General features: G+C 50.8%; 28 protein-coding genes. 14 read left to right on the top strand and 14 right to left on the bottom strand.

What is annotated here, in order from left to right; all coding sequences use genetic code 11:
* The first annotated feature begins 3 nt into the window (after positions 1 to 3).
* Complete coding sequence (prsR, locus tag ACQ66Q_RS02430) at positions 4 to 1,389, top strand: PEP-CTERM-box response regulator transcription factor (protein WP_430455324.1); 1,386 nt, start codon at positions 4 to 6, stop codon at positions 1,387 to 1,389.
* Between the two features lie 118 nt (positions 1,390 to 1,507).
* On the opposite strand, the gene ACQ66Q_RS02425 is transcribed toward prsR, so the two are convergent.
* From ACQ66Q_RS02425 to tkt, 10 genes are all read right to left on the bottom strand, one after another.
* On the bottom strand, positions 1,508 to 2,764 hold the full coding sequence (locus ACQ66Q_RS02425) for a tetratricopeptide repeat protein (protein WP_430455323.1): 1,257 nt from the start codon (positions 2,762 to 2,764) through the stop codon (positions 1,508 to 1,510).
* Positions 2,765 to 2,766: 2 nt separating this feature from the next.
* The gene (locus ACQ66Q_RS02420; RefSeq protein ID WP_377242132.1) at positions 2,767 to 3,387 is read right to left on the bottom strand and encodes an energy transducer TonB; all 621 of its coding nucleotides are present in this window, start codon (positions 3,385 to 3,387) and stop codon (positions 2,767 to 2,769) included.
* A gap of 1 nt (position 3,388) precedes the next feature.
* A complete protein-coding gene (locus ACQ66Q_RS02415) occupies positions 3,389 to 3,790 on the bottom strand; it encodes an ExbD/TolR family protein (RefSeq protein ID WP_348732614.1) in 402 nt (133 codons plus the stop codon).
* A gap of 13 nt (positions 3,791 to 3,803) precedes the next feature.
* On the bottom strand, positions 3,804 to 4,328 hold the full coding sequence (locus ACQ66Q_RS02410) for a MotA/TolQ/ExbB proton channel family protein (protein ID WP_430455322.1): 525 nt from the start codon (positions 4,326 to 4,328) through the stop codon (positions 3,804 to 3,806).
* The gene (locus ACQ66Q_RS02405) at positions 4,328 to 5,692 is read right to left on the bottom strand and encodes a MotA/TolQ/ExbB proton channel family protein (protein WP_430455321.1); all 1,365 of its coding nucleotides are present in this window, start codon (positions 5,690 to 5,692) and stop codon (positions 4,328 to 4,330) included. The genes ACQ66Q_RS02410 and ACQ66Q_RS02405 overlap by 1 nt, the downstream gene beginning before the upstream one ends.
* A 6-nt stretch (positions 5,693 to 5,698) precedes the next feature.
* On the bottom strand, positions 5,699 to 6,469 hold the full coding sequence (locus ACQ66Q_RS02400; RefSeq protein ID WP_430455320.1) for a DUF3450 domain-containing protein: 771 nt from the start codon (positions 6,467 to 6,469) through the stop codon (positions 5,699 to 5,701).
* 240 nt (positions 6,470 to 6,709) lie between these two features.
* On the bottom strand, positions 6,710 to 7,774 hold the full coding sequence (gene fba, locus ACQ66Q_RS02395; RefSeq protein ID WP_430455319.1) for a class II fructose-bisphosphate aldolase: 1,065 nt from the start codon (positions 7,772 to 7,774) through the stop codon (positions 6,710 to 6,712).
* Between the two features lie 131 nt (positions 7,775 to 7,905).
* On the bottom strand, positions 7,906 to 9,087 hold the full coding sequence (locus ACQ66Q_RS02390; RefSeq protein WP_430455318.1) for a phosphoglycerate kinase: 1,182 nt from the start codon (positions 9,085 to 9,087) through the stop codon (positions 7,906 to 7,908).
* Between the two features lie 50 nt (positions 9,088 to 9,137).
* The gene (gene epd, locus ACQ66Q_RS02385; protein WP_430455317.1) at positions 9,138 to 10,148 is read right to left on the bottom strand and encodes an erythrose-4-phosphate dehydrogenase; all 1,011 of its coding nucleotides are present in this window, start codon (positions 10,146 to 10,148) and stop codon (positions 9,138 to 9,140) included.
* A 77-nt stretch (positions 10,149 to 10,225) separates the two neighbouring features.
* A complete protein-coding gene (gene tkt, locus ACQ66Q_RS02380; RefSeq protein ID WP_430455316.1) occupies positions 10,226 to 12,223 on the bottom strand; it encodes a transketolase in 1,998 nt (665 codons plus the stop codon).
* A gap of 352 nt (positions 12,224 to 12,575) precedes the next feature.
* On the opposite strand from tkt, the gene metK reads away from it, so the two are divergent.
* Together metK and ACQ66Q_RS02370 are read left to right on the top strand one after the other, a co-directional pair.
* Complete coding sequence (metK, locus tag ACQ66Q_RS02375; protein ID WP_208931033.1) at positions 12,576 to 13,727, top strand: methionine adenosyltransferase; 1,152 nt, start codon at positions 12,576 to 12,578, stop codon at positions 13,725 to 13,727.
* Between the two features lie 168 nt (positions 13,728 to 13,895).
* Positions 13,896 to 15,452: an AbgT family transporter gene (locus ACQ66Q_RS02370; protein WP_430455315.1), complete on the top strand. Its 1,557-nt coding sequence runs from the start codon at positions 13,896 to 13,898 to the stop codon at positions 15,450 to 15,452.
* Between the two features lie 65 nt (positions 15,453 to 15,517).
* Here ACQ66Q_RS02370 and ACQ66Q_RS02365 read toward each other — a convergent pair whose 3' ends face one another.
* Both ACQ66Q_RS02365 and ACQ66Q_RS02360 read right to left on the bottom strand, forming a co-directional pair.
* Positions 15,518 to 16,543: an ABC transporter permease gene (locus tag ACQ66Q_RS02365; RefSeq protein WP_430455314.1), complete on the bottom strand. Its 1,026-nt coding sequence runs from the start codon at positions 16,541 to 16,543 to the stop codon at positions 15,518 to 15,520.
* Positions 16,540 to 17,466, bottom strand: coding sequence for an ABC transporter ATP-binding protein (locus ACQ66Q_RS02360; RefSeq protein WP_430455313.1), 927 nt, complete (start codon positions 17,464 to 17,466; stop codon positions 16,540 to 16,542). Before ACQ66Q_RS02360 ends, ACQ66Q_RS02365 begins: the two co-directional genes overlap by 4 nt.
* A 78-nt stretch (positions 17,467 to 17,544) precedes the next feature.
* Between ACQ66Q_RS02360 and rsmE the strand changes: the two genes are divergently transcribed.
* The 5 genes from rsmE to ACQ66Q_RS02335 are packed head-to-tail and all read left to right on the top strand — an operon-like array spanning position 17,545 to position 20,540.
* Positions 17,545 to 18,273 (top strand): 16S rRNA (uracil(1498)-N(3))-methyltransferase, encoded by a 729-nt coding sequence (rsmE, locus tag ACQ66Q_RS02355; RefSeq protein WP_430455312.1) that lies wholly within the window; start codon positions 17,545 to 17,547, stop codon positions 18,271 to 18,273.
* A 12-nt stretch (positions 18,274 to 18,285) separates the two neighbouring features.
* Positions 18,286 to 19,245 carry a glutathione synthase gene (gene gshB / locus ACQ66Q_RS02350; protein ID WP_430458528.1) on the top strand — a complete coding sequence of 320 codons (960 nt, stop codon included), beginning with the start codon at positions 18,286 to 18,288 and terminating at the stop codon, positions 19,243 to 19,245.
* 10 nt (positions 19,246 to 19,255) lie between these two features.
* Entirely contained in the window at positions 19,256 to 19,813 is a 558-nt protein-coding gene (locus tag ACQ66Q_RS02345) for a YqgE/AlgH family protein (protein WP_430455311.1), read from the top strand.
* 27 nt (positions 19,814 to 19,840) lie between these two features.
* The gene (ruvX, locus tag ACQ66Q_RS02340) at positions 19,841 to 20,257 is read left to right on the top strand and encodes a Holliday junction resolvase RuvX (RefSeq protein ID WP_430455310.1); all 417 of its coding nucleotides are present in this window, start codon (positions 19,841 to 19,843) and stop codon (positions 20,255 to 20,257) included.
* Positions 20,238 to 20,540 (top strand): DUF1653 domain-containing protein, encoded by a 303-nt coding sequence (locus ACQ66Q_RS02335; protein ID WP_430455309.1) that lies wholly within the window; start codon positions 20,238 to 20,240, stop codon positions 20,538 to 20,540. Before ruvX ends, ACQ66Q_RS02335 begins: the two co-directional genes overlap by 20 nt.
* 48 nt (positions 20,541 to 20,588) lie before the next feature.
* Here ACQ66Q_RS02335 and ACQ66Q_RS02330 read toward each other — a convergent pair whose 3' ends face one another.
* Both ACQ66Q_RS02330 and ACQ66Q_RS02325 read right to left on the bottom strand, forming a co-directional pair.
* Positions 20,589 to 21,713: a PilT/PilU family type 4a pilus ATPase gene (locus ACQ66Q_RS02330; protein WP_430455308.1), complete on the bottom strand. Its 1,125-nt coding sequence runs from the start codon at positions 21,711 to 21,713 to the stop codon at positions 20,589 to 20,591.
* An 11-nt stretch (positions 21,714 to 21,724) separates the two neighbouring features.
* On the bottom strand, positions 21,725 to 22,777 hold the full coding sequence (locus tag ACQ66Q_RS02325) for a type IV pilus twitching motility protein PilT (RefSeq protein ID WP_208931027.1): 1,053 nt from the start codon (positions 22,775 to 22,777) through the stop codon (positions 21,725 to 21,727).
* Between the two features lie 43 nt (positions 22,778 to 22,820).
* Between ACQ66Q_RS02325 and ACQ66Q_RS02320 the strand changes: the two genes are divergently transcribed.
* Genes ACQ66Q_RS02320 through rdgB form a run of 6 tightly spaced genes read left to right on the top strand, consistent with a single transcriptional unit; the run spans position 22,821 to position 26,325 of the window.
* Positions 22,821 to 23,498, top strand: a complete 678-nt coding sequence (locus ACQ66Q_RS02320; RefSeq protein ID WP_430455307.1) for a YggS family pyridoxal phosphate-dependent enzyme — start codon at positions 22,821 to 22,823, stop codon at positions 23,496 to 23,498.
* A gap of 21 nt (positions 23,499 to 23,519) precedes the next feature.
* Positions 23,520 to 24,344 (top strand): pyrroline-5-carboxylate reductase, encoded by an 825-nt coding sequence (gene proC / locus ACQ66Q_RS02315; RefSeq protein WP_430458527.1) that lies wholly within the window; start codon positions 23,520 to 23,522, stop codon positions 24,342 to 24,344.
* Between the two features lie 47 nt (positions 24,345 to 24,391).
* Complete coding sequence (locus ACQ66Q_RS02310) at positions 24,392 to 24,937, top strand: YggT family protein (RefSeq protein ID WP_430455306.1); 546 nt, start codon at positions 24,392 to 24,394, stop codon at positions 24,935 to 24,937.
* 1 nt (position 24,938) lies between these two features.
* The gene (locus tag ACQ66Q_RS02305) at positions 24,939 to 25,250 is read left to right on the top strand and encodes a DUF167 family protein (RefSeq protein ID WP_430455305.1); all 312 of its coding nucleotides are present in this window, start codon (positions 24,939 to 24,941) and stop codon (positions 25,248 to 25,250) included.
* A 19-nt stretch (positions 25,251 to 25,269) separates the two neighbouring features.
* The gene (locus ACQ66Q_RS02300) at positions 25,270 to 25,704 is read left to right on the top strand and encodes a DUF4426 domain-containing protein (protein ID WP_430455304.1); all 435 of its coding nucleotides are present in this window, start codon (positions 25,270 to 25,272) and stop codon (positions 25,702 to 25,704) included.
* Positions 25,705 to 25,716: 12 nt separating this feature from the next.
* Positions 25,717 to 26,325, top strand: a complete 609-nt coding sequence (rdgB, locus tag ACQ66Q_RS02295; RefSeq protein WP_430455303.1) for an RdgB/HAM1 family non-canonical purine NTP pyrophosphatase — start codon at positions 25,717 to 25,719, stop codon at positions 26,323 to 26,325.

Here is a 26,325-nt window from a genome sequence, read left to right as displayed (position 1 = left end):
TGTATGAAAACATTACTCGCGATTGATGACGATCTTGGCATCCAGAAGCAACTGAAGTGGAGCCTGACAGATTACGAAGTGGTATTTGCTGAGGACCGTCCATCGGCACTGCAGCAACTAAGACGTTTTGAACCTGCTGTCGTGACTTTAGATCTTGGATTGCCGCCAGACCCAACCAATGCGTCTGAAGGTTTGGCATGTCTTACCGAGATCCTGCAACACAATCCCAACACCAAGGTCATTGTGATCACTGGTAGCACCGACACAGAACATGCATTGCAGGCAATATCGCTTGGCGCATATGACTATTATCAAAAACCAATTGATGTCGATGTGCTCAATGTCATAGTCGCAAGGGCTTTCAAACTCAGTGAGATTGAAAATGAAAACCGGGTTCTGAAAGCAACCGCGTATAAACAGCAAGATATTATCGGCAACAGCGAATCCATTCAGAAAGCGTGTCGTATGGTTGAGAAAATAGCGCCGACTGAAATCACCACATTATTGTTAGGTGAATCAGGCACCGGCAAAGAAGTATTTGCCCGCGCTATCCACAAACAAAGCCCACGCGCCGACCGGCCGTTTGTTGCGATTAACTGTGCTTCTATCCCAGATAATCTGCTGGAAAGTGAATTATTTGGCTACGAGAAAGGCGCATTTACCGGCGCGCACAAAACCACGTTAGGTAAAATCGAAACCGCCAATGGCGGCACGCTGATGCTCGACGAGATTGGCGACATGCCACTGGCATTACAGGCTAAAATGCTACGTTTCTTGCAGGAGCGGGTCATTGAGCGCGTCGGCGGCCGTGCTGAGATTGAGGTCGATGTCAGAGTCGTTTGCGCGACGCACCGTAACTTGGCAGAAATGGTCGCTGAGCAAAGCTTCCGTGAAGACTTGTTCTACCGAGTCAGCGAGATAACGCTCAATATCCCACCATTACGCAATCGTGGGCACGATATTGTGATTATCGCTAAGTCTCTTTTACACCGGTTCAATGCCGAGTTTAATACGAATATTCAAGGATTTACCGAGGACGCGATTAACGCGATGCTTGGTCATCGCTGGCCAGGCAATATCCGTGAATTACAGAATAAACTGAAGTCAGCCGTCATTCTGGCCGACACTAAATTCATCAGCGCTGAAGACCTCGGGTTACTGCCATCAAGTCAACCGAACACTTTGCCTACTCTGCGTAAAGTACGGGAACAGGCAGAAACACAAGCAATTCGCCACGCCTATAACGTCGCCAATGGCAATCTGTCCAAGACCGCTGACTTATTAGGTGTGACCCGCCCTACTTTATACTCGTTGATTGACAAGTATAAAATGCTGGATTTGCGGACTCAGGATGCAGAACAGCCAGGATCAGTGACAGAAGATAGTTGAACTAACGCACATAATTACAAAATCAAGCCAGCTTAAAAGCTGGCTTTTTTTTAGATAATTCTGTTATCGATTGAACATAAAAAAACCCGCCATTTGGCGGGTTTTTTACAGCTGGAGTTTAAAGCTTAATGCCTTTTTTCTCAGCACGCTCTTTCACGTAAGGACCCCACGAGTTTGCCATCTTCTCTTGTCCATGCTGGCGTGCCAGCAGAACTTGTTGATAGGCTTCACGCATTTTGCCTTGGTAAAAGTAAGCGCCGATCAAAGATACATGCACTTTACCCTTGTCTTTGGTACCTGCTTCTAACGCTTTTTGTAATGCAGAGGCTGCTTCGGCGTTTTTGTTCGCCATTGCCAGTGCATCACCCTGACGACGATATGCATCGCCGTCATTTTCTTTCGCGCCTAACATACCGTAGAACTTCGCAGCCTTCTCAAATTCACGTGCAGAAGAGTACGAACTTGCGATACTCATCAGGATTGCACGATCATTCTTTAACAGACCTGCGGTCAGGTGTTTTTCCAGTAATGCAGCGGCCTTAAATGGCACGTTGTTATTGTTATACAGGTTAGCGAGTAATTTAATCTCGTTTTCTGTTTTCAATAAACCCTGCTTATAAGCCATATCGATAATCGCTAACGCTTTATCGTACTGCTCATCAACAGAGTAGAACTGTCCTAACATGACCCATGATTGCTTCTCATTCGGGAACAATGGCAGCATCGTCTCCAGAACTTCAATCGCTTTCTTAGTCTGCTTCAGCTCGTAATATGAAGCGAACTTCATTTGGTACGGCTCTTTTTTCGGCGTTTTTGAGTGTTCAATAGCACGGTCCGCTGGAGCGATTACCTTGGCATACTGCTTCATTTCGTAGTATGCGTTGGCAATACGCAGGTCAACGTTCGCGTCCATCTCGCCAGTGAAATCTGCCCACTTGTTATAGTAGGTGATCGCCTGTTCATACTTTTTCGCCATCAGGCTTAAGTCGCCGATATTTCGCAGCAAAGTAGCCTGATCGCTAAAACCAAGAACATCTGGTTGAACCGCTTTAATCATATAACTCATCGATTTAGCTGGATCTTTTTCGATATACAGCTGACCGATGAATTTGTCTAAATAAGCTTTATCAAAAGTGTTTGACGCTTCGATAGGCTCCAACAACGCCAGTGCTTCACCGACTTTGTTCTGGCCATAAAGTTCATAAGCTTTACCGATAGCTTTACCAACTTTTTCGCCTACTGCCTGGGATTTGCGAGCTTTACGCTCAGCAATCTTGGCAGCATCCGGAGCTGCAAAAGCAGAGCTTACTGGCAGCGCGGCAATGCCGACAGCAGCAAACACCATTAATGCAGATGTAAGTTTGTTAAATTTCATACTTAACCTCCGGCATTATCAAGGTTGAAGTCTAACTGCACCATGATCCCGGTCTGCTTTAATGCCTGACCGTTTTCAATCTTAGGTGAGTACTTCCAACGTTTTAATGCACGAATTGCTTCACGGTCAAACACCCGCTTCGGCTCAGCATCAACCACTTCAATTTCGTCTACAGAGCCATCTGGCATAATAGAGAAACGCATTTTTACCCAGCCGTTGATACCGTCGCGAGCAGCCTGTACAGGATACTTCGGTTCGATACGAACGATTGGTGTTGCGTCACCATCACGCATCATGGCGCTAGCCGGGTCACCAATACCGCCGCTTACTCCACCAACATCAACAGTTGGCGCATTGAAACCGATAGTACCTGCATCAGTACTAGAAGCTTCCTGCACAACCTGCTGCTTTGGCGGCTCTGGCGGTGGTGGTGGTGGCGGTGGCGGTACCCGAGTCCGGGTCTGAGCTTTAGACTCAGGCGGCGTCGAGTTAATCTCAATAACGATAGATTCCTTCTTCGCACTGCTGAACGTATCATCTGCATCAACCAGGTACGCCATCAGTACATACAGGAAAAACGTTATTACCGCACCGACTAAGAGTGAAAGTAATAACCTTACCATATTACTTGTTCTCCGCCGCGATTGAGATTTTCTCAATGCCTGCCAGCTTGATTTGGTCCATCACAGAAACGACCACACCGTGCTTCGCTTCTTTGTCGGCCTGAACAATTACAGTATCGGTTGGTGATTCAGCTAACAATTTTTCAATTGTCGCGCCTACACGCTCTACGTCTACTGCACGCTTGTCCAACCAGATTTCACCGTTTGCACGAACAGCAACGAAAATAGTCGCTGAAGGCTTAGACTGAGCTTTGGCCGCTTTTGGACGGTTAACATCAATACCAGCTTCTTTAACGAAAGAAGTGGTTACGATGAAGAAGATCAGCATGATGAATACAACGTCCAGCATTGGCGTCAAGTCAATTGCAGCTTCTTCGGCTTCACGTTTATTTCTACGTGCCATAAATTACTCTCTATCAATGATGCGGTAAGCTATCAGCTAATTCATGGACTGCTGACTTGATCTTACCTTCCAATTTGGACGCAACGAAAACGCCAGATAAACATGCAACCATACCGGCCATCGTCGGGATTGTCGCCATCGAAATACCTGCCGCCATCAGTCTTGGGTTACCAGTGCCTTGCAGAGCCATAATTTCAAACACTGCAATCATCCCGGTTACTGTGCCTAACAAACCTACCATCGGACAAACTGCGATCAATGTATTGATCACGTTCATCCGCTGAGTCAGTTTTGCTGAGGCTTCAGATACCCACGCATCACGGATTTTATGTGCATACCAAGAGGTAGTGTCAGTCCGGGCATTCCACTCAGACACGATTTTGTCGCGTAAGACTGGATAATCCCGGGTCACAAACCAAAAGCGCTCAATGATCAACACCCACATTGCAAAGAGCACGAAGGCGACAATATATAAAACGCTGCCGCCGGTAGCGATAAAATCCCTGACAGATTCCCAAAGCTCTATCAGGCTATGCATTATGCGTTCTCCTTCTCCGCATGAGCAGCAATCAGACCAGTGCTTTGCTCATCGAGGATATGCAGGATTGAATTTGATTTAGACTGTAACAGCGCGTGTACGAACAGCATTGGCAGTGCACATAACAGACCTTGTACCGTAGTAACCAGAGCCATCGCGATTTGGTCAGCCATGATTTTCGGGTCACCAGTACCGTGCAGAGTAATCATCTGGAACGCACCGATCATACCAACTACCGTACCTAACAGACCCAGCAGAGGACCTACTGCAGCGATCAGTTTCAGTAAACCGATACCAGTTTCAATAGCCGGCGTTTCACGCATGATAGCTTCGTCCAGCTTCAGTTCCAGGTTTTCCACGTCAGCTTTTTTGTTGTCATGGTAAACTTTCAGGATACGGCCCAGAGCGTTCTTCTCTGAAGGAGAACCCAGGTTTTTCAGCTGAGAATTGATACCAGCTTGAGCGCTAGACAGGGCGATGTAACGAATCACACCGATGATCAGACCTAAGAACAGTAAGGCAGTGATTACATAACCTACTGAACCACCTTGGTGGAACTGATCTTCCAGAGATGCTTCCTGAGTTTTCAGACGCAGCAGGTTACCACCTGTTGGGTCGATGAACACAGGTTTCACTTCACCGGCAGCAGCGCCTTTAAAAGAAGCAGCATCTGACAGGATATGCGATTCTGGTTGTTTACCCAGAGGTTGCATTTCTTTGGTATCTGCGTTGTAGACCAGGTAACCATTATCAGAAATCAGTACAAAAGAACCAACGCGAACAACGTTTGCCTGAGCAGAAGTACCATCCAGGTTAACAACGTTACCGTCGAACTTAGATACTTTGGCAGACTCAGTCATTTCAGTTTGCAGTGCAATCCACAGTTCTTCCAGCTCAGTGATAGTTGGCAGTTCTTTTGCTACTGATAATTTTTTCAGTAACTCTTCACGGCCTTTGAACTGTGCGCTGATGTTTGAAGTGGCGATAGAACCGATAGTTTCAGTGGCGTTACCACGAACGATACCGAACATTTCACCTAAAGTACCCTGAGCAGTTTGCAGCTCTTGTTCTTTCGCAGCCAGTTTGCCTTCGTTATCAGCGAACTGTTGTGTCAGAGACTTACCACGGGCTTCTTCAGCAGCGAAAGCAGCTTTAGCTTTGCTCAGCAGAGCTTGTTTGTCAGCGCGATCAGACAGGAATTCCTGTTCACGAGCGGCATCCAGTTTGGCATCAGCAGAACGGTTTTTCTTCACTTGTTCCAACAGCTGGTCCAGTTTGGCAGTGTCAGCAGCAGCGTTTAAGCAAACGCCGGCAGACATCGTCACCGCAGCTGCAATCATTAAACCTTTAAACACTTTCTTCATTTATTCTTACTCCGCTGCTAACACTGGAAGTTTTAATAATTCTGGGGCAGCTTGTTTACCCGCAACACGAATCGCTAACTTGGTTGACTCCAGGTACTCAGGACCCAGCTCATCCCATTTTGCGGTGGATTTGTTCCACATCCAGGCGCGTTTGTCATCCAGTGTCTGAGCTAACAGAGCAACACGACCAACGTACACGTAGTTCACAGAAATATCTGTGCCATCAACGGCCAGTTTGTCAGTGTAAGTCACCATTGCTGTACCTAAATCTTTTTCGATTTGGTAGGCTTCGATCACCAGGCGGTACATTTCAGACGTGTTCACGTTTGAATTGCCCAGTACGTCTCGCAGGCGTTGGATACGCTCTAAACGTTTGGTGATATCGATTGGCATGTCGGCTTTGATAAAAGCTTCCAGCGTATCAACCATTTTGTACATTAATGGCACGATACCTTGCTTGGTACCTTCGATAGTACCAATTTGCTTGTCCAGAGATGCCAGCGACGCATTTTGGTCGTTAACCAGAGTGTTTACGTGATCGTTGTAAACTTTCAGGTTTTCAGTCTGCTCTACTAATGACCGGTATTCAGCCAGTAATTCCTGAGACTGATCATAAATGTTGTTGATCTTTTCCTGAGAAGCCGCAGATGCTTTAGCAGCTTGCACACCAGTATTGGTGACTTCTGCGAGAGTCGTTGCGGTTGCAACGCCACCGAACATGAAAGCACCAACGATGGCTGATGCGATCAGGTTTTTACGAATGTTATTGTTAGACATAGTTCCCAACCAATAATTGCTGATTAACGTAACCTGTATTTTGAAAGGTCAAACTTGTAAAAAAGAATGACCTGGTTAGAGGGTAAACCGCCCGCATCATTGCAGCAAAAACAATGGTTGTCAATATAACTACGACAGCCAGCCAGACCTGTTTTACTGCAATATCCGCTTACAGAATTACCCGGAATGCGACTATCAAATTCTTATCTTAAAAATTTAATAGAACATTCATTTTTCTGCTTATTTAATGTTCGGAGTCAGTTTGCCCGAATCATACAGCTTCACCATTTGCTCAAGAGAAATGGCTTTGATTTTCGACCCTTGCCCGGCACAACCGAATGCCTGGTAACGGTCTTTACAGATCTCCATCATGGCTTTGACAGATTCCTGTAAATACTTGCGTGGATCAAACTCTGCCGGATGCTGTGCCATAAAGCGGCGGATGGCACCGGTAGAGGCTAAACGTAAATCAGTATCAATATTGATTTTACGTACGCCGAATTTGATCCCTTGCTGAATTTGTTCCACCGGCACACCGTAAGTCTCCGGAATTTCACCACCATACTGGTTAATGACCGCCAGCCAGTCTTGTGGGACCGAGCTTGAACCGTGCATCACCAGATGAGTATCCGGGATACGGGCATGAATGGCTTTAATCCGATCAATGGCCAGAATATCGTCTGTTGGTGGACGACTGAATTTGTAAGCACCGTGGGATGTGCCACAGGCGATAGCTAATGCATCAACTCCGGTGGCTTTGACAAACTGCGCCGCTTCTTCCGGATCTGTCAGCATCTGGTCATGACTCAGTACACAATCGGCACCGACGCCGTCTTCTTCACCAGCTGCGCCGGTTTCCAATGAACCCAGACAACCTAACTCACCTTCAACCGAAACACCGCAGGCATGCGCCATTTCAACAACACGGCGGGTTACATCGACGTTGTAGTCATAGTCAGCTGGCGTTTTGCCATCGGCGCGTAACGAGCCGTCCATCATGACGGATGAAAACCCGAGCTGGATAGACTGCTGACAAATCGCCGGAGACGTTCCGTGGTCCTGATGCATTACCACCGGAATATGCGGAAACTCTTCGACAGCCGCCAGGATCAGATGACGCAGGAATGGCGCACCGGCATATTTCCGTGCACCTGCAGACGCTTGCACAATAACGGGGCTGTCCGTTGCATCGGCTGCCAGCATAATCGCGCGCATCTGTTCAAGATTGTTGACGTTGAACGCTGGTACGCCGTAACCAAATTCTGCGGCATGATCCAACATCTGACGTAACGAGATAAGAGCCATGAAATCCTCACTTTTTGTAGGGTAAGTTTCAGAGCTGTCACCGAACCCGGCGCTTTTGCGCCGGATGTGCCGGTCAGGATCTGCCGGCTTGGAATAGGTTTCGGCGAACAGACTGTTTTATAACATCATTTTTACGCGCTTTTGCCGCGTTGTTCAAGAATTTCAACTGCTGGCAAGGTTTTTCCCTCTAAGAACTCAAGGAATGCACCGCCACCGGTAGAAATATAGGAGATTTGTTCAGCCACACCATACTTGTCAATGGCGGCCAGCGTGTCACCACCACCGGCAATACTGAACGCATCACTTTGCGCAATCGCTTCAGCAATCGCTTTAGTTCCTGCCTCAAACTGCGCAAATTCAAACACGCCAACCGGTCCGTTCCAAACAATAGTTCCGGCAGTTTTTAAGATTTCAACTAAAGCCGCGGTGCTGTCCGGGCCGATATCAAAAATCATATCGTCGTTGGCAATATCCGCAATTGGTTTGAGACTAGCGGGTGTGTCTTCAGCAAAGGCTTTGCCGGTCACCACGTCTGTTGGTACCGGAATGTTGCCACCATTGGCTTTTGCTGCCGCCATTAAGCGCTGCGCTTCCGGAATTAAATCGGCTTCATACAGCGATTTGCCGACAGTGGCGCCCGAAGCAGCTATAAAAGTATTGGCAATGCCGCCACCAACAACCAGCTGGTCAACAATACTGGACAAAGATTCCAGCACTGTCAGTTTGGTCGAAACTTTAGAGCCACCAACAATTGCCACTAATGGCCGTTTTGGATTTTTCAGTGCAGCAGCTAAGGCTTCCAGTTCAGCGGCCAGCAAAGGGCCAGCACAAGCTACAGGAGCAAATTTAGCCACGCCATGGGTGGTCGCTTGTGCGCGGTGGGCAGTACCAAAGGCATCCATGACAAACACATCGCACAAGGCTGCCAGCTGCTTTGACAAGGTTTCGTCGTTTTTGCCTTCACCTCTATTAAAGCGAACGTTTTCAAACACCACAACTTCACCGGCGGCAACGTCAACGCCTTGCAAATATTCTTTTGCCAGACGTACCGGCGCTTGCAGCGCGTTTTTGAGATAGTCCACGACCGGCTGCATCGAAAATTCTTCGGCATAGACGCCCTCTTCCGGGCGGCCCAGGTGTGAACACACCATGACTTTTGCGCCTTTGCTGAGCGCAAGTTCAATTGTCGGCAGCGCGGCACGTAAGCGCGCATCTGAAGTGACTACGCCATTTTTCACTGGAACATTTAAATCTTCGCGGATTAATACGCGTTTACCCGCTAAATCTAAATCAGCCATCTTAATCACGGACATGACCATCTCCTTTTGTTGATTTGAATACTGTTATTCTGTTTAAGCTGCCGTTACTGACTTCTCATCATGGCACGCGCGGTATCGATCATTCTGTTGGCAAAGCCCCATTCGTTGTCACACCAGACCAGGCATTTCACCAGTCGTTTATGACTGACCCGGGTTTGTGAACCATCAACGATGCACGAATGCGGATCGTGATTAAAATCGACGGAGACCAATGGTTCTTCGGTGTAATCCAGAATTCCCGGTAAAGACAAGCGGGCTTGTTGCAGCGCGGCATTCACTGCTTCAACGGTGACATCCTGATGCAGGGCAACGGACAAATCCATCGCCGTGACATTGATCGTGGGAACCCGCACTGCAATAGCTTCAAAGCGGCCGGCTAAATGCGGCATGATGCGTTCAATCCCCCGCGCCAGCTTAGTATCCACCGGAATAATCGATTGGCTGGCGGCACGGGTACGGCGTAGATCCGGATGATAAGCATCAATGACCTGCTGATCATGCATCGAAGCGTGAATTGTCGTGATAGTGCCGCTTTCAACGCCAAAGGTTTTATCCAGTACGCTGAGCACCGGTACTATACAGTTGGTGGTGCAGGAACCGGCCGAAACCACCCGCATCGTCGCGTTGAGCTGTTGTTCATTGACACCATAAATCACCGTCGCATCAATATCAGCGCCGGCCGGATGGGAAAACAACACTTTACCGGCACCGGCTTCCAGATGCTTCATCGCATCAGCGCGGCTGCCAAATACGCCGGTACATTCTAAAACTAAATCGACGTTCAGTGCTTTCCACGGCAACAAGGCCGGATCTGCCTGATGCAACAACTGAATTTGTTGGGTTCCAACCACTAACATTTCGCCATTAAGCGTCACGGCGGTACCAAAACGGCCATGGCTAGAATCATATTTCAGTAAATGCGCGATGCCACGAGCTTCCGCCAGCTCGTTGATGGCAACGACTTGCACTTCGTCTTGTAACTGTTGTTCAAAAATGGCGCGTACAATGCTGCGGCCAATTCGGCCAAACCCATTGATCGCGATCCGGATTGTCATCAGCGCTGTTACCTGTCTGGACTGTCACGAAGTTAAACAAAAGGGGCACCAAGCCCCTTTTGCATTAAAAGTACCGATTACGCCAGTAGCTGTTCTGCCGCTTCAACAACAGCTGCCGTGGTGATACCGAAGTATTCGAACAGCTGCTCAGCCGGCGCGGACTCACCAAAACCAGTCATCCCGATGATTTTGCCGTTCAGACCGACATATTTATACCAGCTGTCGACAATACAGGCTTCCACGGCAATGCGTTTTGTTACAGCTGCCGGTAACACGGCTTCGCGGTAAGCGGCATCCTGCGCGTCAAACACATCAGTGGATGGCATCGATACAACACGGACCTTGTGACCCGCATCAGTCAGTTTTGCCGCAGCCTGTACCGCCAGCTCTACTTCTGACCCTGTCGCGATAATAATCAAGTCAGGTGTACTTGTGCTGTCTTTCAGCACATAACCACCGCGACGGATCGCAGCAACCTGCTCGTCGGTACGAGCTTGTTGTGCCAGATTCTGCCGGGTGAAAATCAGCGTGGTCGGACCTTCGGTGCGTTCAATCGCCGCCTGCCAGGCCACCGCAGACTCAACCTGGTCACAAGGACGCCAGTTCATCAGATTTGGCGTGACACGCAGCGAGGCCAGTTGCTCAACCGGCTGGTGCGTCGGGCCGTCTTCACCTAAACCGATAGAATCGTGGGTATAAACAAAAATCACCCGTTGTTTCATCAATGCAGCCATACGGACCGCATTACGGGCATATTCCATAAACATCAGGAAGGTCGCACCATAAGGCACGAAACCGCCATGTAAAGCGATACCGTTCATGATGGCCGACATGCCGAATTCACGCACACCGTAATATAAGTAGTTACCGCTAGCGTCGTCTGCACTGATGCCTTTCGAGCCAGACCAAATGGTCAGGTTTGAACCAGCCAAATCGGCCGAACCACCCAGCAGTTCCGGCAATAGCGGACCGTAGGCATTTAAAGCATTTTGCGAAGCTTTGCGGCTGGCGATCGCAGCAGGGGTTGCCTGTAACTTGGCGATATAAGCATCGGAATCTGCTTTCCAGTTGGCAGGTAATTCACCACTTAACCGGCGTTTTAACTCGGCAGCCAGTGCCGGGTGCGCTGCAGCATAAGCCGCGAACTGTTCGTTCCAGCTTTGTTGCTGGACGCCGCCTTTTGGTTTGCCATCCCACGCCGCATAGATATCTGCCGGCACTTCAAATGGCGCATAAGGCCATTGCAGGAATTCACGGGATGCGGCAATTTCAGCATCCCCCAGTGGCGCGCCGTGACAATCATGGCTGCCGGATTTATTCGGTGAACCATAACCGATGATCGTTTTACAGCAAATCAGTGTTGGTTTGGAGGTTTCTGCCTGAGCCGCCTGAATCGCCGCAGCAATGGCTTGCGCGTCGTGACCGTCAACACCGGCAATCACATGCCAGCCGTAGGCTTCAAAACGCGCCGGTGTATTGTCAGTGAACCAGCCTTCGACATGACCGTCGATCGAAATTCCATTGTCATCCCAGAACGCGATCAGTTTGCCAAGACCTAAAGTCCCGGCCAAAGAGCAGGCTTCGTGCGAAATACCTTCCATCAGGCAACCGTCGCCGAGGAATGCATAAGTGTGATGGTCGATGATGGCATGACCTGGCTGGTTAAACTGTGCCGCCAGTGCTTTTTCAGCAATCGCCATACCCACTGCGTTGGTAATACCCTGCCCTAACGGACCTGTGGTGGTTTCCACGCCTGGCGCATAGCCATATTCCGGGTGGCCCGGTGTGCGTGAATGTAATTGACGGAATTGTTTTAAATCGTCGATGGACAGGTCATAACGGGATAAATGCAACAGCGAATACAACAACATTGAACCGTGGCCATTCGACAGAACAAAACGGTCACGGTTAGCCCACTGCGGATCCTGTGGATTGTGCTTTAAAAAATCGCGCCATAATACTTCGGCGATATCGGCCATCCCCATTGGGGCGCCCGGGTGGCCAGATTTGGCCTTTTGCACTGCATCCATACTTAACGCGCGGATGGCGTTGGCGAGTTGTTTGCGGGACAGCATTGTCACTCCTGCTACTAATTATCGGAATCTTATCCAAGTGGTTTTTTATGTTGCCTGTATCGCTTCGGATGGCGTGATACTGTTTTTTGATAAACAGGCAAATTTATTTTACGCGTCGCATCGGTTCCGGGTTATTTTCCCAGACCATGCCCACCTTGGCAACGAATAAAACCGGATCCATGCTGATTGGCTTAAGTTTTGATCCGTTCGTCCGATATCCCGTACTGTTGCAGATAGAAAGACGTCCGGGCGGCAAAAAAATATGGCAAACTACTATTTGTTTCTCTAGAATACGCAGCCCAATTTTCCGGCGCTTGGCGCTTAAACAACCAACCCATTGGAATAAGTTAGAATGGCACAACACATTTTTACCTCTGAGTCAGTTTCCGAAGGACATCCGGATAAAATCGCCGACCAAATCTCTGATGCGGTGTTGGATGCCATCCTGGAACAGGACCCAAAAGCCCGTGTCGCCTGTGAAACCTTCGTCAAAACCGGTATGGTGCTGGTCGGTGGCGAAATCACCACTTCTGCCTGGGTCGATATCGAAGAACTGACCCGCAGCACTATCCGTGAAATCGGTTATGTGCATTCTGATATGGGCTTTGATGCCAATTCTTGCGCGGTGTTAAGTGCCATCGGTAAACAATCACCGGATATCAATCAGGGCGTTGATAAAAAAGACCCGAAAGATCAAGGCGCCGGCGACCAGGGCCTGATGTTCGGTTATGCCAGCAACGAAACTGACGTGCTGATGCCAGCGCCAATCACTTATTCTCACCGCCTGGTACAACAACAGGCGAAAGTGCGCAAAGACGGTACACTGCCATGGTTACGCCCTGATGCGAAATCTCAGCTGTCTTTCATTTACGAGAACGGCAAACCAGTCGGCATCGACGCTGTAGTGTTATCAACGCAGCATTGCGACACCATTTCTACTGAAGACCTGCGCGAAGCGGTGATGGAACACATCATCAAGCCGGTGCTGCCAGCTGAATGGCTGCGTCAAAGCACCAAGTTCTTCATCAACCCAACAGGTCGTTTTGTCATCGGCGGCCCAATGGGCGATTGCGGTCTGACCGGCCGTAAAATCATCGTAGATAGCTACGGCGGCATGGCCCGTCACGGCGGTGGCGCTTTCTCTGGTAAAGACCCATCAAAAGTTGACCGTTCAGCCGCCTACGCTGCGCGTTATGTCGCGAAAAACATTGTCGCGGCAGGCTTAGCTGAGCGCTGCGAGATCCAGGTGTCTTACGCTATCGGCGTGGCAGAACCAACCTCGATCAGCGTTGAGACTTTTGGCACCAGCAAACTGTCAGAAGACCAACTGATTAAACTGATCCGGGCGCACTTCGACCTGCGCCCAGCCGGCCTGATTGCAATGCTTGACCTTGAGCGCCCAATCTACAAAGCGACTGCTGCTTACGGTCACTTTGGCCGCAATGAGTTCCCGTGGGAACAGACAAATAAAGCCGACGCGCTACGTGCTGAAGCCGGTCTGTGATTTCAGACTGAACTAAACAGGGAGCTTCGGCTCCCTTTTTGTTGCGCAGCGTTTCACAACCTGCGACATCAGCACAGCCTTAACCTGATTTGTTCACAGTTTTTTCCTGTTTGCCAGCACAGCCTGATAACTTTTATAACGGCTGACCGACAATAATAAGGAAACTCTATGTCTACCCAAACGACCACGCCCTGGTTGCAGCGCAGTCTCGATGCGATAGAACGCGCGGGCAATAAACTTCCCGATCCCGCCGTGTTATTCGCCCTATTTATGCTGGCAGTCTGGCTCATCTCCTGGGCTCTGTCCGGGGTGCAGTTCAATGAAATTGACCCGCGCACCGGGAAACCTATCGTCATCGTCAATTTGCTGGATGGCGCTGCGCTCACCACTTTTATGAGCAAGATGGTCACGACTTTTGTCAATTTCCCGCCACTGGGTGTAGTTCTGGTCGCCATGCTGGGGTTAGGCGTTGCGGAACATACTGGGTTTATTAATGCCGGCCTGCGCTCGATTTTAAATGTCACGCCGAAAATGCTACTGACACCAGTGCTGATTGCCGTGGGTATCTTAAGTCATGTCGCAGTCGATGCCGGTTATGTGCTGGTGATCCCGCTCGGCGCGGTGATTTTTTACGCAGCGGGCCGTCACCCGCTGGCAGGTATTGCCGCGGCATTTGCTGGTGTATCAGGTGGCTTTTCTGCCAGCCTGTTTGTGCCGTCCAGCTTGGATCCGATGTTAGCAGGTCTAACGCAGGCCGCCGCGCGTCTATCCGCGCACCCTGGCGCTGCAGAAATGACGATTAACCCGCTGAATAATTTCTTTTTCACCACAGCTTCTGCGGGCCTGATTATTCTGGTCGGCTGGTTTCTGACTGATAAAGTGATTGAACCAAGGCTTAAAAATACCCAAGTCGATGGTGACCCGGCCAGTCTGCCAAAACTGGATGCTCTAACAGATGCCGAGCGCAAAGGTCTGCGTTACGCCACCTTGTCGATGTTAGTCTCTGGCTTGTTGCTGATGTGGTCGGCTTCAGGTGCTGATTCAGCATGGCGCGGTACAGACGGCCTGCTGACCAGTGCAACCGCACCGCTGATGCAGTCGATTGTCGGCATTATTTTTGTGTTTTTCTTAATTCCGGGTGTGGTGTATGGCTATACCTCCGGTTCGGCAAAAAATCATCGCGCTATTGTACAAGGCATGAGTAAAGCGATGTCTGGCATGGGGTATTACGTCGTGATGGCGTTTTTCTGTGCGCAGTTTATTTATGCTTTTGGCCAGTCGAATCTGGGCGCCCTATTGGCTATTAAAGGCGCTCTGGCGTTAAAAGAACTGGCGCTACCACTTGGCGTGACCTTAGTTGGCATCGTGTTCCTCACTGCCACAGTCAATCTGTTAGTGGGTTCCGCTTCCGCGAAGTGGGCATTGATTGGTGCCATCATGGTGCCGATGTTGATGGAGCTTGGTGTATCGCCGGATTTAACTCAAGCCGCTTATCGGGTGGGTGACTCTTCTACCAACATCATTACGCCGCTGATGCCGTACTTCCCGCTGATCGTCGTGTTCTGTCAGAAGTACGTGAAATCGACCGGTATTGGTACTTTGATCGCGTTGATGCTGCCATTCTCAGTATGTTTCCTGGTGCTGTGGAGCGCCTTCCTGTTGCTCTATTGGGCGCTGGGCATTCCGCTGGGAATTGGTGCGCATTACACCTTCCCTGCACTTTAAATGAAAAAAACGCCTGAAAAGCAGTCTGAGCTTTTCAGGCGTTTCATTCACCTGGTCGCTGCGGATTAACGGCCGTCACCAGCCCAGCGGAACAACGCAGCTGCTGAGGCTAAAAACACCAGGCTCATCGCTGCCATCACACCAAGTTGCACACTGACATCGGCAAAACCGGCACCATCCAACATCACCGCACGCGCTGCGCTGACCAAATGCGTCAGCGGGAACAACTGCGCAAACCATTGCACCGCTTGCGGAGCGCCTTCCAGGCTGAACCAGACACCGGACAAAATCATCATTGGCCAGCTGGTCATATTGAGCAGTCCGCCGGTCAGTTCTTCACTTTGTAAACGACTGGCAATCAACAAAGCCAGTGCAATCATCGATAATGCCCCCAACGCGGCCACCAACAACAGCAGTGCATAACTACCGAGCATCATCAAACCAAACAGCTGCTGACAACTGACAAACACCACGCCAGCAATCGCCAGCACTATGGCAAGACGCGAGACCACCTGTGCGCCGACAAACTCCAGCGCAGTCAAAGGCGTGGCCTGCAGGCGTTTGAGCACCGAATTTTTCCGGTAGCGCACCAGCACATAACCGACACCGAACAAGCAGGAAAACATCATGTTCATGCCCAAAATGCCGGGCAGTACAAAATCGACGTAACGGATCGCCTGCCCTGTCACTTCCTCTCTGGTTGCCCCCGGCCATTGCTGCAACAGGATTTTTTCCACCAGATAGCCTTTCGCTGAATCCGGATTCACTACATAGCGATTTGTTGTTAAATCAAGCACCAGATCAATCTGATGATGGGCCAGCCGTTGTCTCGCCAAATCTTCTGCCTGATAAGGCACAAATTCGACAAAACGCGTGGTTAATAGCGGATGTTGCGTCGTATCCAGCACAGTACTTTGCTGTAATACGCCCACTTTGTATTCGGCTTTCGGTTCACCAGAAAATACAAAAGCAAAACCAGCGACCAGTAAAAACGGGAACAGTAAATTCCAGCCAAGCGCCGCCCGGTCGCGCCAGAACTCGAGATTGCGCGCTTTAAGCACCGCGATAAAACGTCTGAAACTAAACATCATTCAGCCTCCGTGGTGGCACCGCTTAACGCATGGCCGGTCAGTTTGAGGAACAAATCGTCCAGCGTCGCCGATTTCACCAATAATCCTTGCAGTGGCACTTGCTGCTGCAGCAACGCCTGAATACTCTGCTGCACGTCCGGCGTCTGAATGCAAAGTTGACCGCCCTGAATGGAGGCATGATGACGCTCTGGCAATGGCGGAATAAACCCTGGGTCCGGCAGTTGCAATAATGCACCTTCAAAATGCTGACGCAGCAACGCCTGCGGCGAGCCTTGCGCGATGATTTGGCCTTTGTCGACGATGATCAGGTCATCACAGAGTTGCTCAGCTTCATCCATGTAATGGGTGGTCAAAATAATGGTCCGGCCTTGCTGCTTGATTTGCTGGATCAGCGCCCAGAAGTTGCGTCGGGCATGCGGGTCCAGCCCGGTGGTTGGTTCATCCAGAAACAAAATCTGCGGCTGATTCACCAGCGCCAATGCCAGCAACAACCGCTGACGCTGCCCGCCGGATAACTTTTTATGGTCTTGCGTTAAAAAGTCAGTCAGATCACAGAGCCTGATAAGCTCCTGAATATCCGCCGGCTCTGGATAAAATGCGGCGAACATCCGCAATGTTTCTTCGACAGTGAGAAAATCCTGTAACGCGGTTTGCTGGAACTGCACACCAAGCTGCTGAAAATGCTGCCGTCCGGCCACTTCGCCGTGGTAAAAAATCTGGCCACTATCTGGTTTGATAATGCCTTCGAGCATTTCCATCGTCGTGGTTTTGCCGGCACCGTTGGGGCCAAGTAAACCAAAGCACTGGCCGGCCCGCACGCTGAAACTGAGGTTATTTACCGCCTTCAGCGCGCCATAACTTTTACACAGTTGCGACACGGCCAATACTGCCGGCGCCGTCGATGAGACGTTTTCTACGTCCATACTAGGACTCCTTTGGAGGTACCCTTAGCGTCAAGGGACTGCTACCATAACAGTTTTTCTGCTGCTGAATCAGGCCTCATGCGAACAATACGTTTATATCAGCCCGGCCCATTAAAACCGGGACAATCTGTGGCGCTCTGTGAAGATGCCGCCAATCACGCCGGTAAAGTCTTGCGGATGCAAGCCGGCGAAGCGCTCGAGCTGTTTAATGGTGATGGCAATAATTACGCCGCCGTCATTGTTGAAGTTGGCAAAAAACAGCTGGTTGTCGATATCCAGAGCTCAAACGAGAATCCGGTCGAATCACCGCTGCAACTGCACTTGGGTCAGGGCATCTCCCGCGGTGACCGGATGGATTTTGCCATCCAGAAAGCGGTGGAGCTTGGCGTCAGTGAAATTACGCCGCTGTTTACCGAACGCTGTGGTGTCAAACTTGACGCCGAACGTTTGGAGAAAAAACGTGAACAGTGGCAAAAAATTGTCATCAGTGCCTGTGAACAAAGTGGTCGCTCTGTGGTGCCGCCGGTGCATACGCCCGTCACACTGGAAAAATGGCTCGGTCAGGCGGACAATTGTCTGAAACTGACCTTGGATCCCTGGACCAACGCCACCATTAAGCAATTAGCACCAACGGACCGCCTCAGATTAGTGATAGGTCCGGAAGGCGGCTTCAGTGACCGCGAAATGGCGGCCACAACTTTAGCCGGTTTTCAGCCGGTACGGCTCGGTCCACGGGTGCTGCGCACCGAAACTGCTGCACTGACCGCCATTGCTGCATTGCAATTACAACTGGGCGATCTCGCCTGATTAAGGAGTAAGCTGTTGATCAAACTCGGCATCGTGATGGACCCTATCAGCGCCATCAATATCAAAAAAGATTCCAGTTTCGCCATGTTACTGCAGGCACAGAGCCGCGGTTATCAATTGCATTATATGGAAATGGCCGACTTATACCTGTTAGAAGGCCAGGCCCGCGCCCGCACTCGCTTACTGAGCGTCGAACAAAATCCGGCACGCTGGTATGAATTTCAGGGTGAACAGGATATTGCTTTGGGCGATCTCGACGTGATCCTGATGCGCAAAGATCCGCCGTTTGATACCGAGTTTATCTACGCGACTTATATTCTGGAACGGGCAGAAGATGCCGGTACGCTGATTGTGAACAAACCGCAGAGTCTGCGCGATGCCAATGAAAAGTTGTACACCAGCTGGTTTGCGCAGCATACGCCGAAAACACTGGTCAGCCGCGATGCCGCACGGTTAAAAGCCTTTTATCAGGCCGAAGGCGATGTGATCTTAAAACCGCTGGATGGCATGGGCGGCGCATCTATTTTTCGTTTAAAACCGCAAGATCCAAATGTCAGTGTCATACTGGAGACATTAACCGCGCACGGCACTATGTACGCCATGGCGCAGCGTTTTATCCCAGAAATTGTTGACGGCGATAAACGCGTGTTAGTGGTAAACGGCGAACCGGTGCCTTATTGTCTGGCCCGGATCCCGGCCAGCGGCGAAACCCGTGGCAATCTTGCCGCCGGCGGCCGCGGCGAAGCGCGTCCTCTGACCGAAAGTGACTGGGCCATTGCCCGTGCTGTAGGCCCAACACTGAAAGCCAAAGGGTTGATTTTTGTCGGTCTTGATATCATCGGTGACAAACTGACCGAAATTAATGTCACAAGCCCAACCTGCATCCGCGAAATTGAGGCTGCGTTTCCGGTCTCAGTTACCGGCATGTTGTTTGATCAGATTGAACTGTTATTACAGGCTAAAAAAGCCTGAGGAGTTCGCCGTGGAAAGTTTACAAAACCACTTACTGATTGCAATGCCCAGTTTGGATGACCCTTTATTTGGTCGAAGCGTGACCTATATCTGCGAACATAATGCCGACGGCGCCATGGGAATCGTCATCAATCATCCCCTGTCGGTCGATGTCGCCAATCTATTGGAACAACTGGAAATCGAGTTTGACGGCGGTTCTGACGCGGCCAAAATGAAGATCTGTGCCGGTGGACCGGTGCAAAATGACCGCGGTTTTGTGCTGCATACGCCAAAAGCTGGCTTTAATAGCAGCATGCAACTGAACCAGGATTTGATGATCACCACCTCAAAAGACATTCTGGAACAACTGACCACCGAAGCGGCGCCAGACAAATTTATTCTGGCATTGGGTTATGCCGGCTGGAGTCCGGGTCAGCTGGAGCAGGAATTAGCCGACAACAGCTGGTTGGTGATCCCGGCCGATAACCGGATTATTTTTGATTTGCCACATGGCGAAAAATGGCAAGGCGCGACCGCCAAACTGGGGATCCAGAGCTGGCAGTTAAGCCCACAAGCCGGACACGCCTGACCTCAGGCCAGACAAACAGGAACACAGATGAGTTGTATTCTGGCCTTTGACTATGGCCTTAAAAGCATTGGCGTGGCGGTTGGACAACGTCTGACCGGCACTGCCAGCACCCTAAAAGCATTGAAAGCAGTCGATGGCACACCGGACTGGAGCCAGATTGAAGCGCTGTTAAAAGAATGGCAGCCAGAGTTGGTTGTGGTCGGCCTGCCGCTGAATATGGATGGCACCGAGCAACCTTTTACTGCGCGGGTGCATAAGTTTATCAATCGCTTACATGGCCGTTTTGGCGTCAAAGTGCAGGCGCACGATGAACGGCTAACCACTGTCGAATCACGGGCTGAGTTGTTTTCGCAAGGCGGATTTAAGAAGCTCAGCAAAGATGCAGTCGATTGTTTCTCGGCCAAGTTAATTCTGGAGAGCTGGTTTGAGCAACAACATGGCTGAGTTGCCCTGCCCCGGTTTTTACCGGCATTACAAAGGCCGGTATTACCAGCTTCTGGCTGTGGTTCATCACAGTGAGGAAGACGCGCCTTATGCTTTGTATCGCGCCTTGTATGGCGATTTTGGCCTGTGGGTGCGACCGCTGCCGATGTTCTGCGAGAATGTCAGTATTGACGGCGAACCGGTCGCCCGGTTTAGTTTTGTCGGCACTGAGCCGCCAGCAGGACTTGCACTGCCAGCAGCACTGGACAGTGAACATCTCTGGCCGGGTTTGGCAGTCACCTGAGTAAAAAACGCGGCTAAAGCCGCGTTTTTTCTATTGATTACCGATGACTCAGTGATCGGGTTTTTCCAGACCATCCACTGTGACATTGGCCAAAAAGCCAGCCCCTGCCGTTTCGTTATTACGCAGTTTAATCATCAGGCGTAAGTCATTCGGTGAATCCGCGTGGTGCAGTGCATCGGCATAACTGATTTGATTGCGCTGGTATAGGTCATACAACGCCTGATCAAAGGTCTGCATGCCGAGTTCACGCGATTTCGCCATCACTGCTTTAATCTCGTCAATCTGACCTTTTTTGATCAGGTCTGCCACCAGTGGCGAGTTGGTCAGTACTTCAATCGCCGCCATCCGTTTCGAGCCATCCGCCGTCGCGATCAATTGCTGCGCGACAATGCCCCGTAAATTCAGCGCCAAATCAAACATCAGCTTGGCGTGTTTTTCTTTGGGTACTAAATGCAGGATACGGTCAATCGCCTGGTTGGCATTGTTGGCGTGCAGTGTCGCAATACACAAATGGCCGGTTTCGGCAAAACTCAGCGCATACTCCATTGTATCCTGGCTACGGATCTCACCAATCAGGATCACGTCCGGCGCCTGGCGCAATGAACTTTTCAGCGCGGCTTCAAAGGATTCAGTGTCGATACCAACCTCACGCTGGGTGATCAGACTCTTTGCATGGTCGTGCACGAATTCAATCGGATCTTCGATGGTCAGGATATGTCCACGGGCATTTTTATTACGATAGCCAATTAAAGCTGCCAGCGAGGTGGATTTACCGGTACCGGTACCACCAACAAACAGCAGCAGGCCACGTTTGGACATGATCAATTCTTTCAGAATCGGCGGCAAACCGAGCTCATCAACATCCGGAATTTTGGTGACGATACGGCGCACCACCATGCCGGCCTGATCGCGCTGGAAAAATGCAGAAACCCGAAACCGGCCTGCATCATTGGCAATGGCGAAGTTACATTCTTTATGCGCCAGATATTCGTTTTTCTGCTTGTCGTTCATACAGGCCAGCACAATCGCCAGCGCGTCGTCCGCACTGAGCGGGACTTCTTCAATCGGCAGCAACTCGCCATTGATTTTGGCCGCCACCGGCATACCGGCGGTGACAAACATGTCCGATGCTTTGGCATCGACCATTTTTTGCAGCAGTCTGATTAATTCCATCACTGTCTCCGTTAAATCCGGCCCATCGCACCAAAGGCATTTTTATCCTGCGCTTTGGCTAAGGCGTCCTGCTTGGTGATAAGGCCGCGGTTCACCAGATTGAGCAGGCACTGGTCCATCGTCTGCATGCCATGGGAGGCTCCGGTCTGGATCACCGAATACATCTGGGCAATTTTATCTTCGCGGATCAGGTTTCTGATGGCCGGCACCCCGATCATGATCTCGTGCGCCGCAATACGACCGCCACCGATTTTTTTCAGTAGCGTCTGCGAAATCACTGCACGCAGCGATTCGGATAACATTGACCGCACCATGGCTTTTTCCTCGCCAGGGAACACGTCGATGATCCGGTCAATCGTTTTCGGCGCGGAGGTGGTGTGTAAAGTGCCAAACACCAGGTGACCGGTTTCAGCTGCGGTCATCGCCAGGCGAATAGTTTCCAGATCGCGTAATTCACCGACCAGGATCACGTCCGGATCTTCCCGCAGCGCTGAGCGCAAAGCGTTAGAGAAACTCAAAGTATCGCGGTGCACTTCCCGTTGGTTGACCAGACAAAGTTTATTGTGGTGGACAAATTCGATTGGATCTTCAATGGTCAGAATGTGCTCATGCCGTCCGGTATTGATGTAGTCCACCATCGCCGCCAGTGTGGTCGATTTACCGGAACCTGTTGGTCCGGTCACCAGCACCAGTCCACGCGGGTTTTCGGCGATGGTGCGGAACACATCCGGTGCGCCGAGATCATCCAACGACAAGACTTCACTCGGAATAGTGCGGAACACGGCGGCAGCACCACGGTTTTGCACAAAGGCATTGACCCGGAACCGCGCCAAACCCGGCACTTCAAAGGAAAAATCTGACTCCAGCCGCTCTTCGTATTCTTTGCGCTGCTTATCCGTCATAATGTCGTAGACCAGCGCATGGACGTCTTTGTGCGTCAGCGGTGGAATATTCAAACGACGTACATCGCCATCCACGCGGATCAGCGGCGGCACACCGGCCGACAGGTGCAAGTCTGACGCTTTGTGCTGTACGCTGAACGCCAGTAATTCGGTAATATCCATGACGACATACTCCTGTGTCAGTGAAGAGGCAAATCAGGTTTTGATGCATAACACCATAGCAGAACGCTTACAGACAGCCTACAGGGCTCTTGCAGAAATTCAGCCAGCAGATGGTACGACTGCTCAGTTAATCGCCGTCAGTAAAACTAAGCCAGTCAATGACATACGAGAAGCTTATCTGGCTGGACAACGTCAGTTCGGCGAAAACTATGTGCAGGAACTTGCGACTAAAGCACAGGAACTGACCGATTTAACACAGATCCGCTGGCATTTTATTGGCCCAATCCAGTCCAATAAAACCCGTGATATCGCGGTTTACGCCGATGTGGTGCATAGCATTGACCGGTTGAAAATTGCTGAACGTTTGTCGGCCCAGCGCCCGGTCGGTAAAGCAGCGCTGCAGGTGCTGCTGCAAGTGAATATCAGCCGCGAGGACAGCAAGTCCGGCATTTTGCCGGAAGACCTGTTGCCGCTGGCCCGACAAATAGACAGTCTGCCGAATATGCGGCTGATAGGACTGATGGCGATCCCGGCACCGGCAGTGAGTGGCGACAATCAGCAGGCATTTGCGGCGATGCAGCAGCTTTCAGCAACGCTGCAGGCAGAATTTCCACAAGCAGATCAGTTGTCTATGGGCATGTCAGATGACTGGCAACAAGCCGTTCTTTTTGGGGCAACTATGATAAGATTAGGCTCCGCCATTTTCGGCGCGCGCAGTTAACGCGATAAACTCAGACAACGAATCAAAAGCATGAATGACAACACAGTAGCCTTTATCGGCGCCGGCAATATGGCACGCTGCATCATCGGGGGCATGGTGAATACCGGCTACCCGGCCGCTAATATCATCGCCGCCAATCCAACCCGACCAAAACTCGATGCACTTGCCGCCGATTTTGCCATTGAAGTGACTCAGGATAATCTGCTGGCGGTGCAAAAAGCCGATGTCATTGTGTTGTCAGTCAAGCCACAGCTGATGGGCGAAGTCTGCCATCAACTGATCACCGGCGTACCCGATATCAGTGAAAAACTCTTTGTCACAGTCGCTGCGGGTTTACCGGTCAGCCGCTATGAGGAATGGCTCGGTCCGATCCGGCTGATGCGGACTATGCCCAATACGCCATCTTTAGTTGGACTGGGTGTCACCGGTATTTTTGCCAGCCGCTGTTCCAACTATGAGAAGTCTTTTGTTGATAGCATGTTCAGTGCCATTGGTAAAACCGTCTGGCTCGATCAGGAAAGTCAAATCAACGACATCATTGCGGTGACCGGCAGCGCACCCGCCTACTTTTTCTACTTTATGCAGGCGATGGCGCAAAAAGCGGAGCTGCTCGGTTTTAGCCCGGAAGAGGCCCATCAGATGGTGGTCCAGACCGCGTTAGGTGCTGCGACGATGGCAACGCAATCGTCTCTGAGCTTTGCCGATTTGCGGGCGCAGGTCACTAGCAAAGGCGGTACGACGCATGAAGCGATTGAAACCATGCGCAACGGCGGTCTCGAATTGCTGGTGGCTGATGCAATGCAGGCCGCGATCCGCCGGGCTGAAGAGATGGCCAAAACACTGTAAACTATTCATTGAAATGCCGATTTAACCTGCTCTGACAAGGAAACCGCATGAACAACGCATTTTATTTTCTGCTCGATACTGTTTTTAATCTGTTCCTGATGGTGGTGCTGCTCCGGATCTGGTTGCAGGTCAGCCGCGCTGATTTTTATAATCCACTCAGCCAGTTTGTCGTGAAAGCGACTAATCCGTTGCTGATCCCACTGCGCCGGCTGATCCCAAGCATTGGCAAACTCGATACTGCAGCTGTGGTTTTGGCGTTGTTGGTCAGTGCCGGCAAAATGCTGTTAATTCAGCTGCTGCTGGTCGGCCAGCTGGATATCATCGCGTTATTGTCCGGCGCCGTACTGACGACGGTTAAAGAAGCGTGCAGTCTGCTGTTCTGGGTATTGATTATCCGCGCGATCCTGAGCTGGTTCTCACAAGGCCGCAACCCGATGGAATTAGTGCTGGTGCAACTGACTGAACCTTTGCTAGCGCCGGTGCGTAAAGTGATCCCACCGATGGGGGGCCTCGATTTGTCAGTGCTGATTGTGTTGGTCGCCCTGCAATTTCTGCAGATCCTGTTACAGAGCTTTTTTGTCGGCATGTTCTGACATGTCAGCTGCTGCCAGCGCCTGGCGCTGGGTCGACGGCGATTTAATCCTGCAGATCTATGTGCAGCCAAAAGCCAGCCGCGATCAGGTGGTTGGCTTACATTGTGATGCGATAAAACTAGCGATCACCGCCCCGCCTGTCGACGGCAAAGCCAATGCCCATGTGATTAAATTACTGGCGCAGTGGTTTGACGTGGCTAAAAGCCAGATTGAATTACAACGTGGCGAATTGAACCGGCATAAACAATTGCGGATCCGCCAACCCAACATGATCCCGGCGGCGTTGACGGCGCTGGGATTGCCACCTGCCTAGTTTGTTCAAGGAGCCTGTGATGAAACTTGTAACTGCGCTGATTTACCCACTGTTCGTGCTGTTTTTGCTTGGTAGTTTTCCAAGCCTAGCCGAACAAAAACAACAACTTGGTAAATGGGATGTGCATTACATGCTGATGCCGACCACGATGCTGGACGCAGATGTCGCCAAAAACTACCAGTTAAGCCGCAGCCGCAATTACCAACTGCTGAATATCTCGGTGTTAAATACCGCAGATCAACAGGCGCAAGCGGTTGAACTGAGCGGGAGCGCAACCAATCTGGCCGGGCAACGCCAGCAATTGAGCTTTAAACCGGTCAAGGAAGGCGCAGCTCTGTATTATCTGGCTGGTGTTGAAGCGCGATCTGAGCAAAAAATCACCATTGAACTCTCCATTCGCCAGGGTAACGAACTACAGGTACTAAAGTTCACCCAGGATGTTTACCCGGAATAACAGGAAGCGGTTATGTTTAAACAACTGGTACTGGCGAGCAGTAACGCCGGCAAAGTGGCTGAATTGCAAAGTTTATTGGCCGATTATGGCGTCGAGGTGCTGCCACAAAGCCAGTTTGGCGTGCCAGATGCCGATGAAACCGGCCTTAGTTTTATCGAGAATGCCATTCTAAAAGCGCGGCATGCCTCACGACTGACCGGTCTACCGGCGATCGCTGACGACTCAGGCCTTGCGGTACACGCCCTGGGCGGTGCTCCGGGCATCTATTCTGCGCGTTACGCCGCGATGCATGGCATGGACAATGCGCAAGAAAGCAAAGACGCCGCGAATATCCGCTTGCTACTGCAAAACATGCAACATCATACTGACCGCAGTGCTGAATTTCATTGCGTGCTGGCTTTAGTTCAGCACGCGGACGACCCGGTGCCGCTGATCGCGCATGGCCGTTGGTCTGGCCAAATCAGTCAGCAACAACTCGGCGAAGGCGGTTTTGGTTACGACCCAATCTTCTGGTTACCAGAACTCGGCAAGACGTCAGCACAGCTGGCGAAAGCCGATAAAGCTGCGCTCAGTCATCGCGGACAGGCGCTGCGGTTATTACTGACGCAATTGCGGGGTTAA

The sequence above is a fragment of the Rheinheimera sp. genome (assembly GCF_965283995.1).
In the GTDB taxonomy this organism is placed as follows: Bacteria; Pseudomonadota; Gammaproteobacteria; order Enterobacterales; family Alteromonadaceae; genus Pararheinheimera.
Note: the sequence above shows the minus strand (reverse complement) of the source record. Positions and strands in the feature narration are given on the sequence as shown.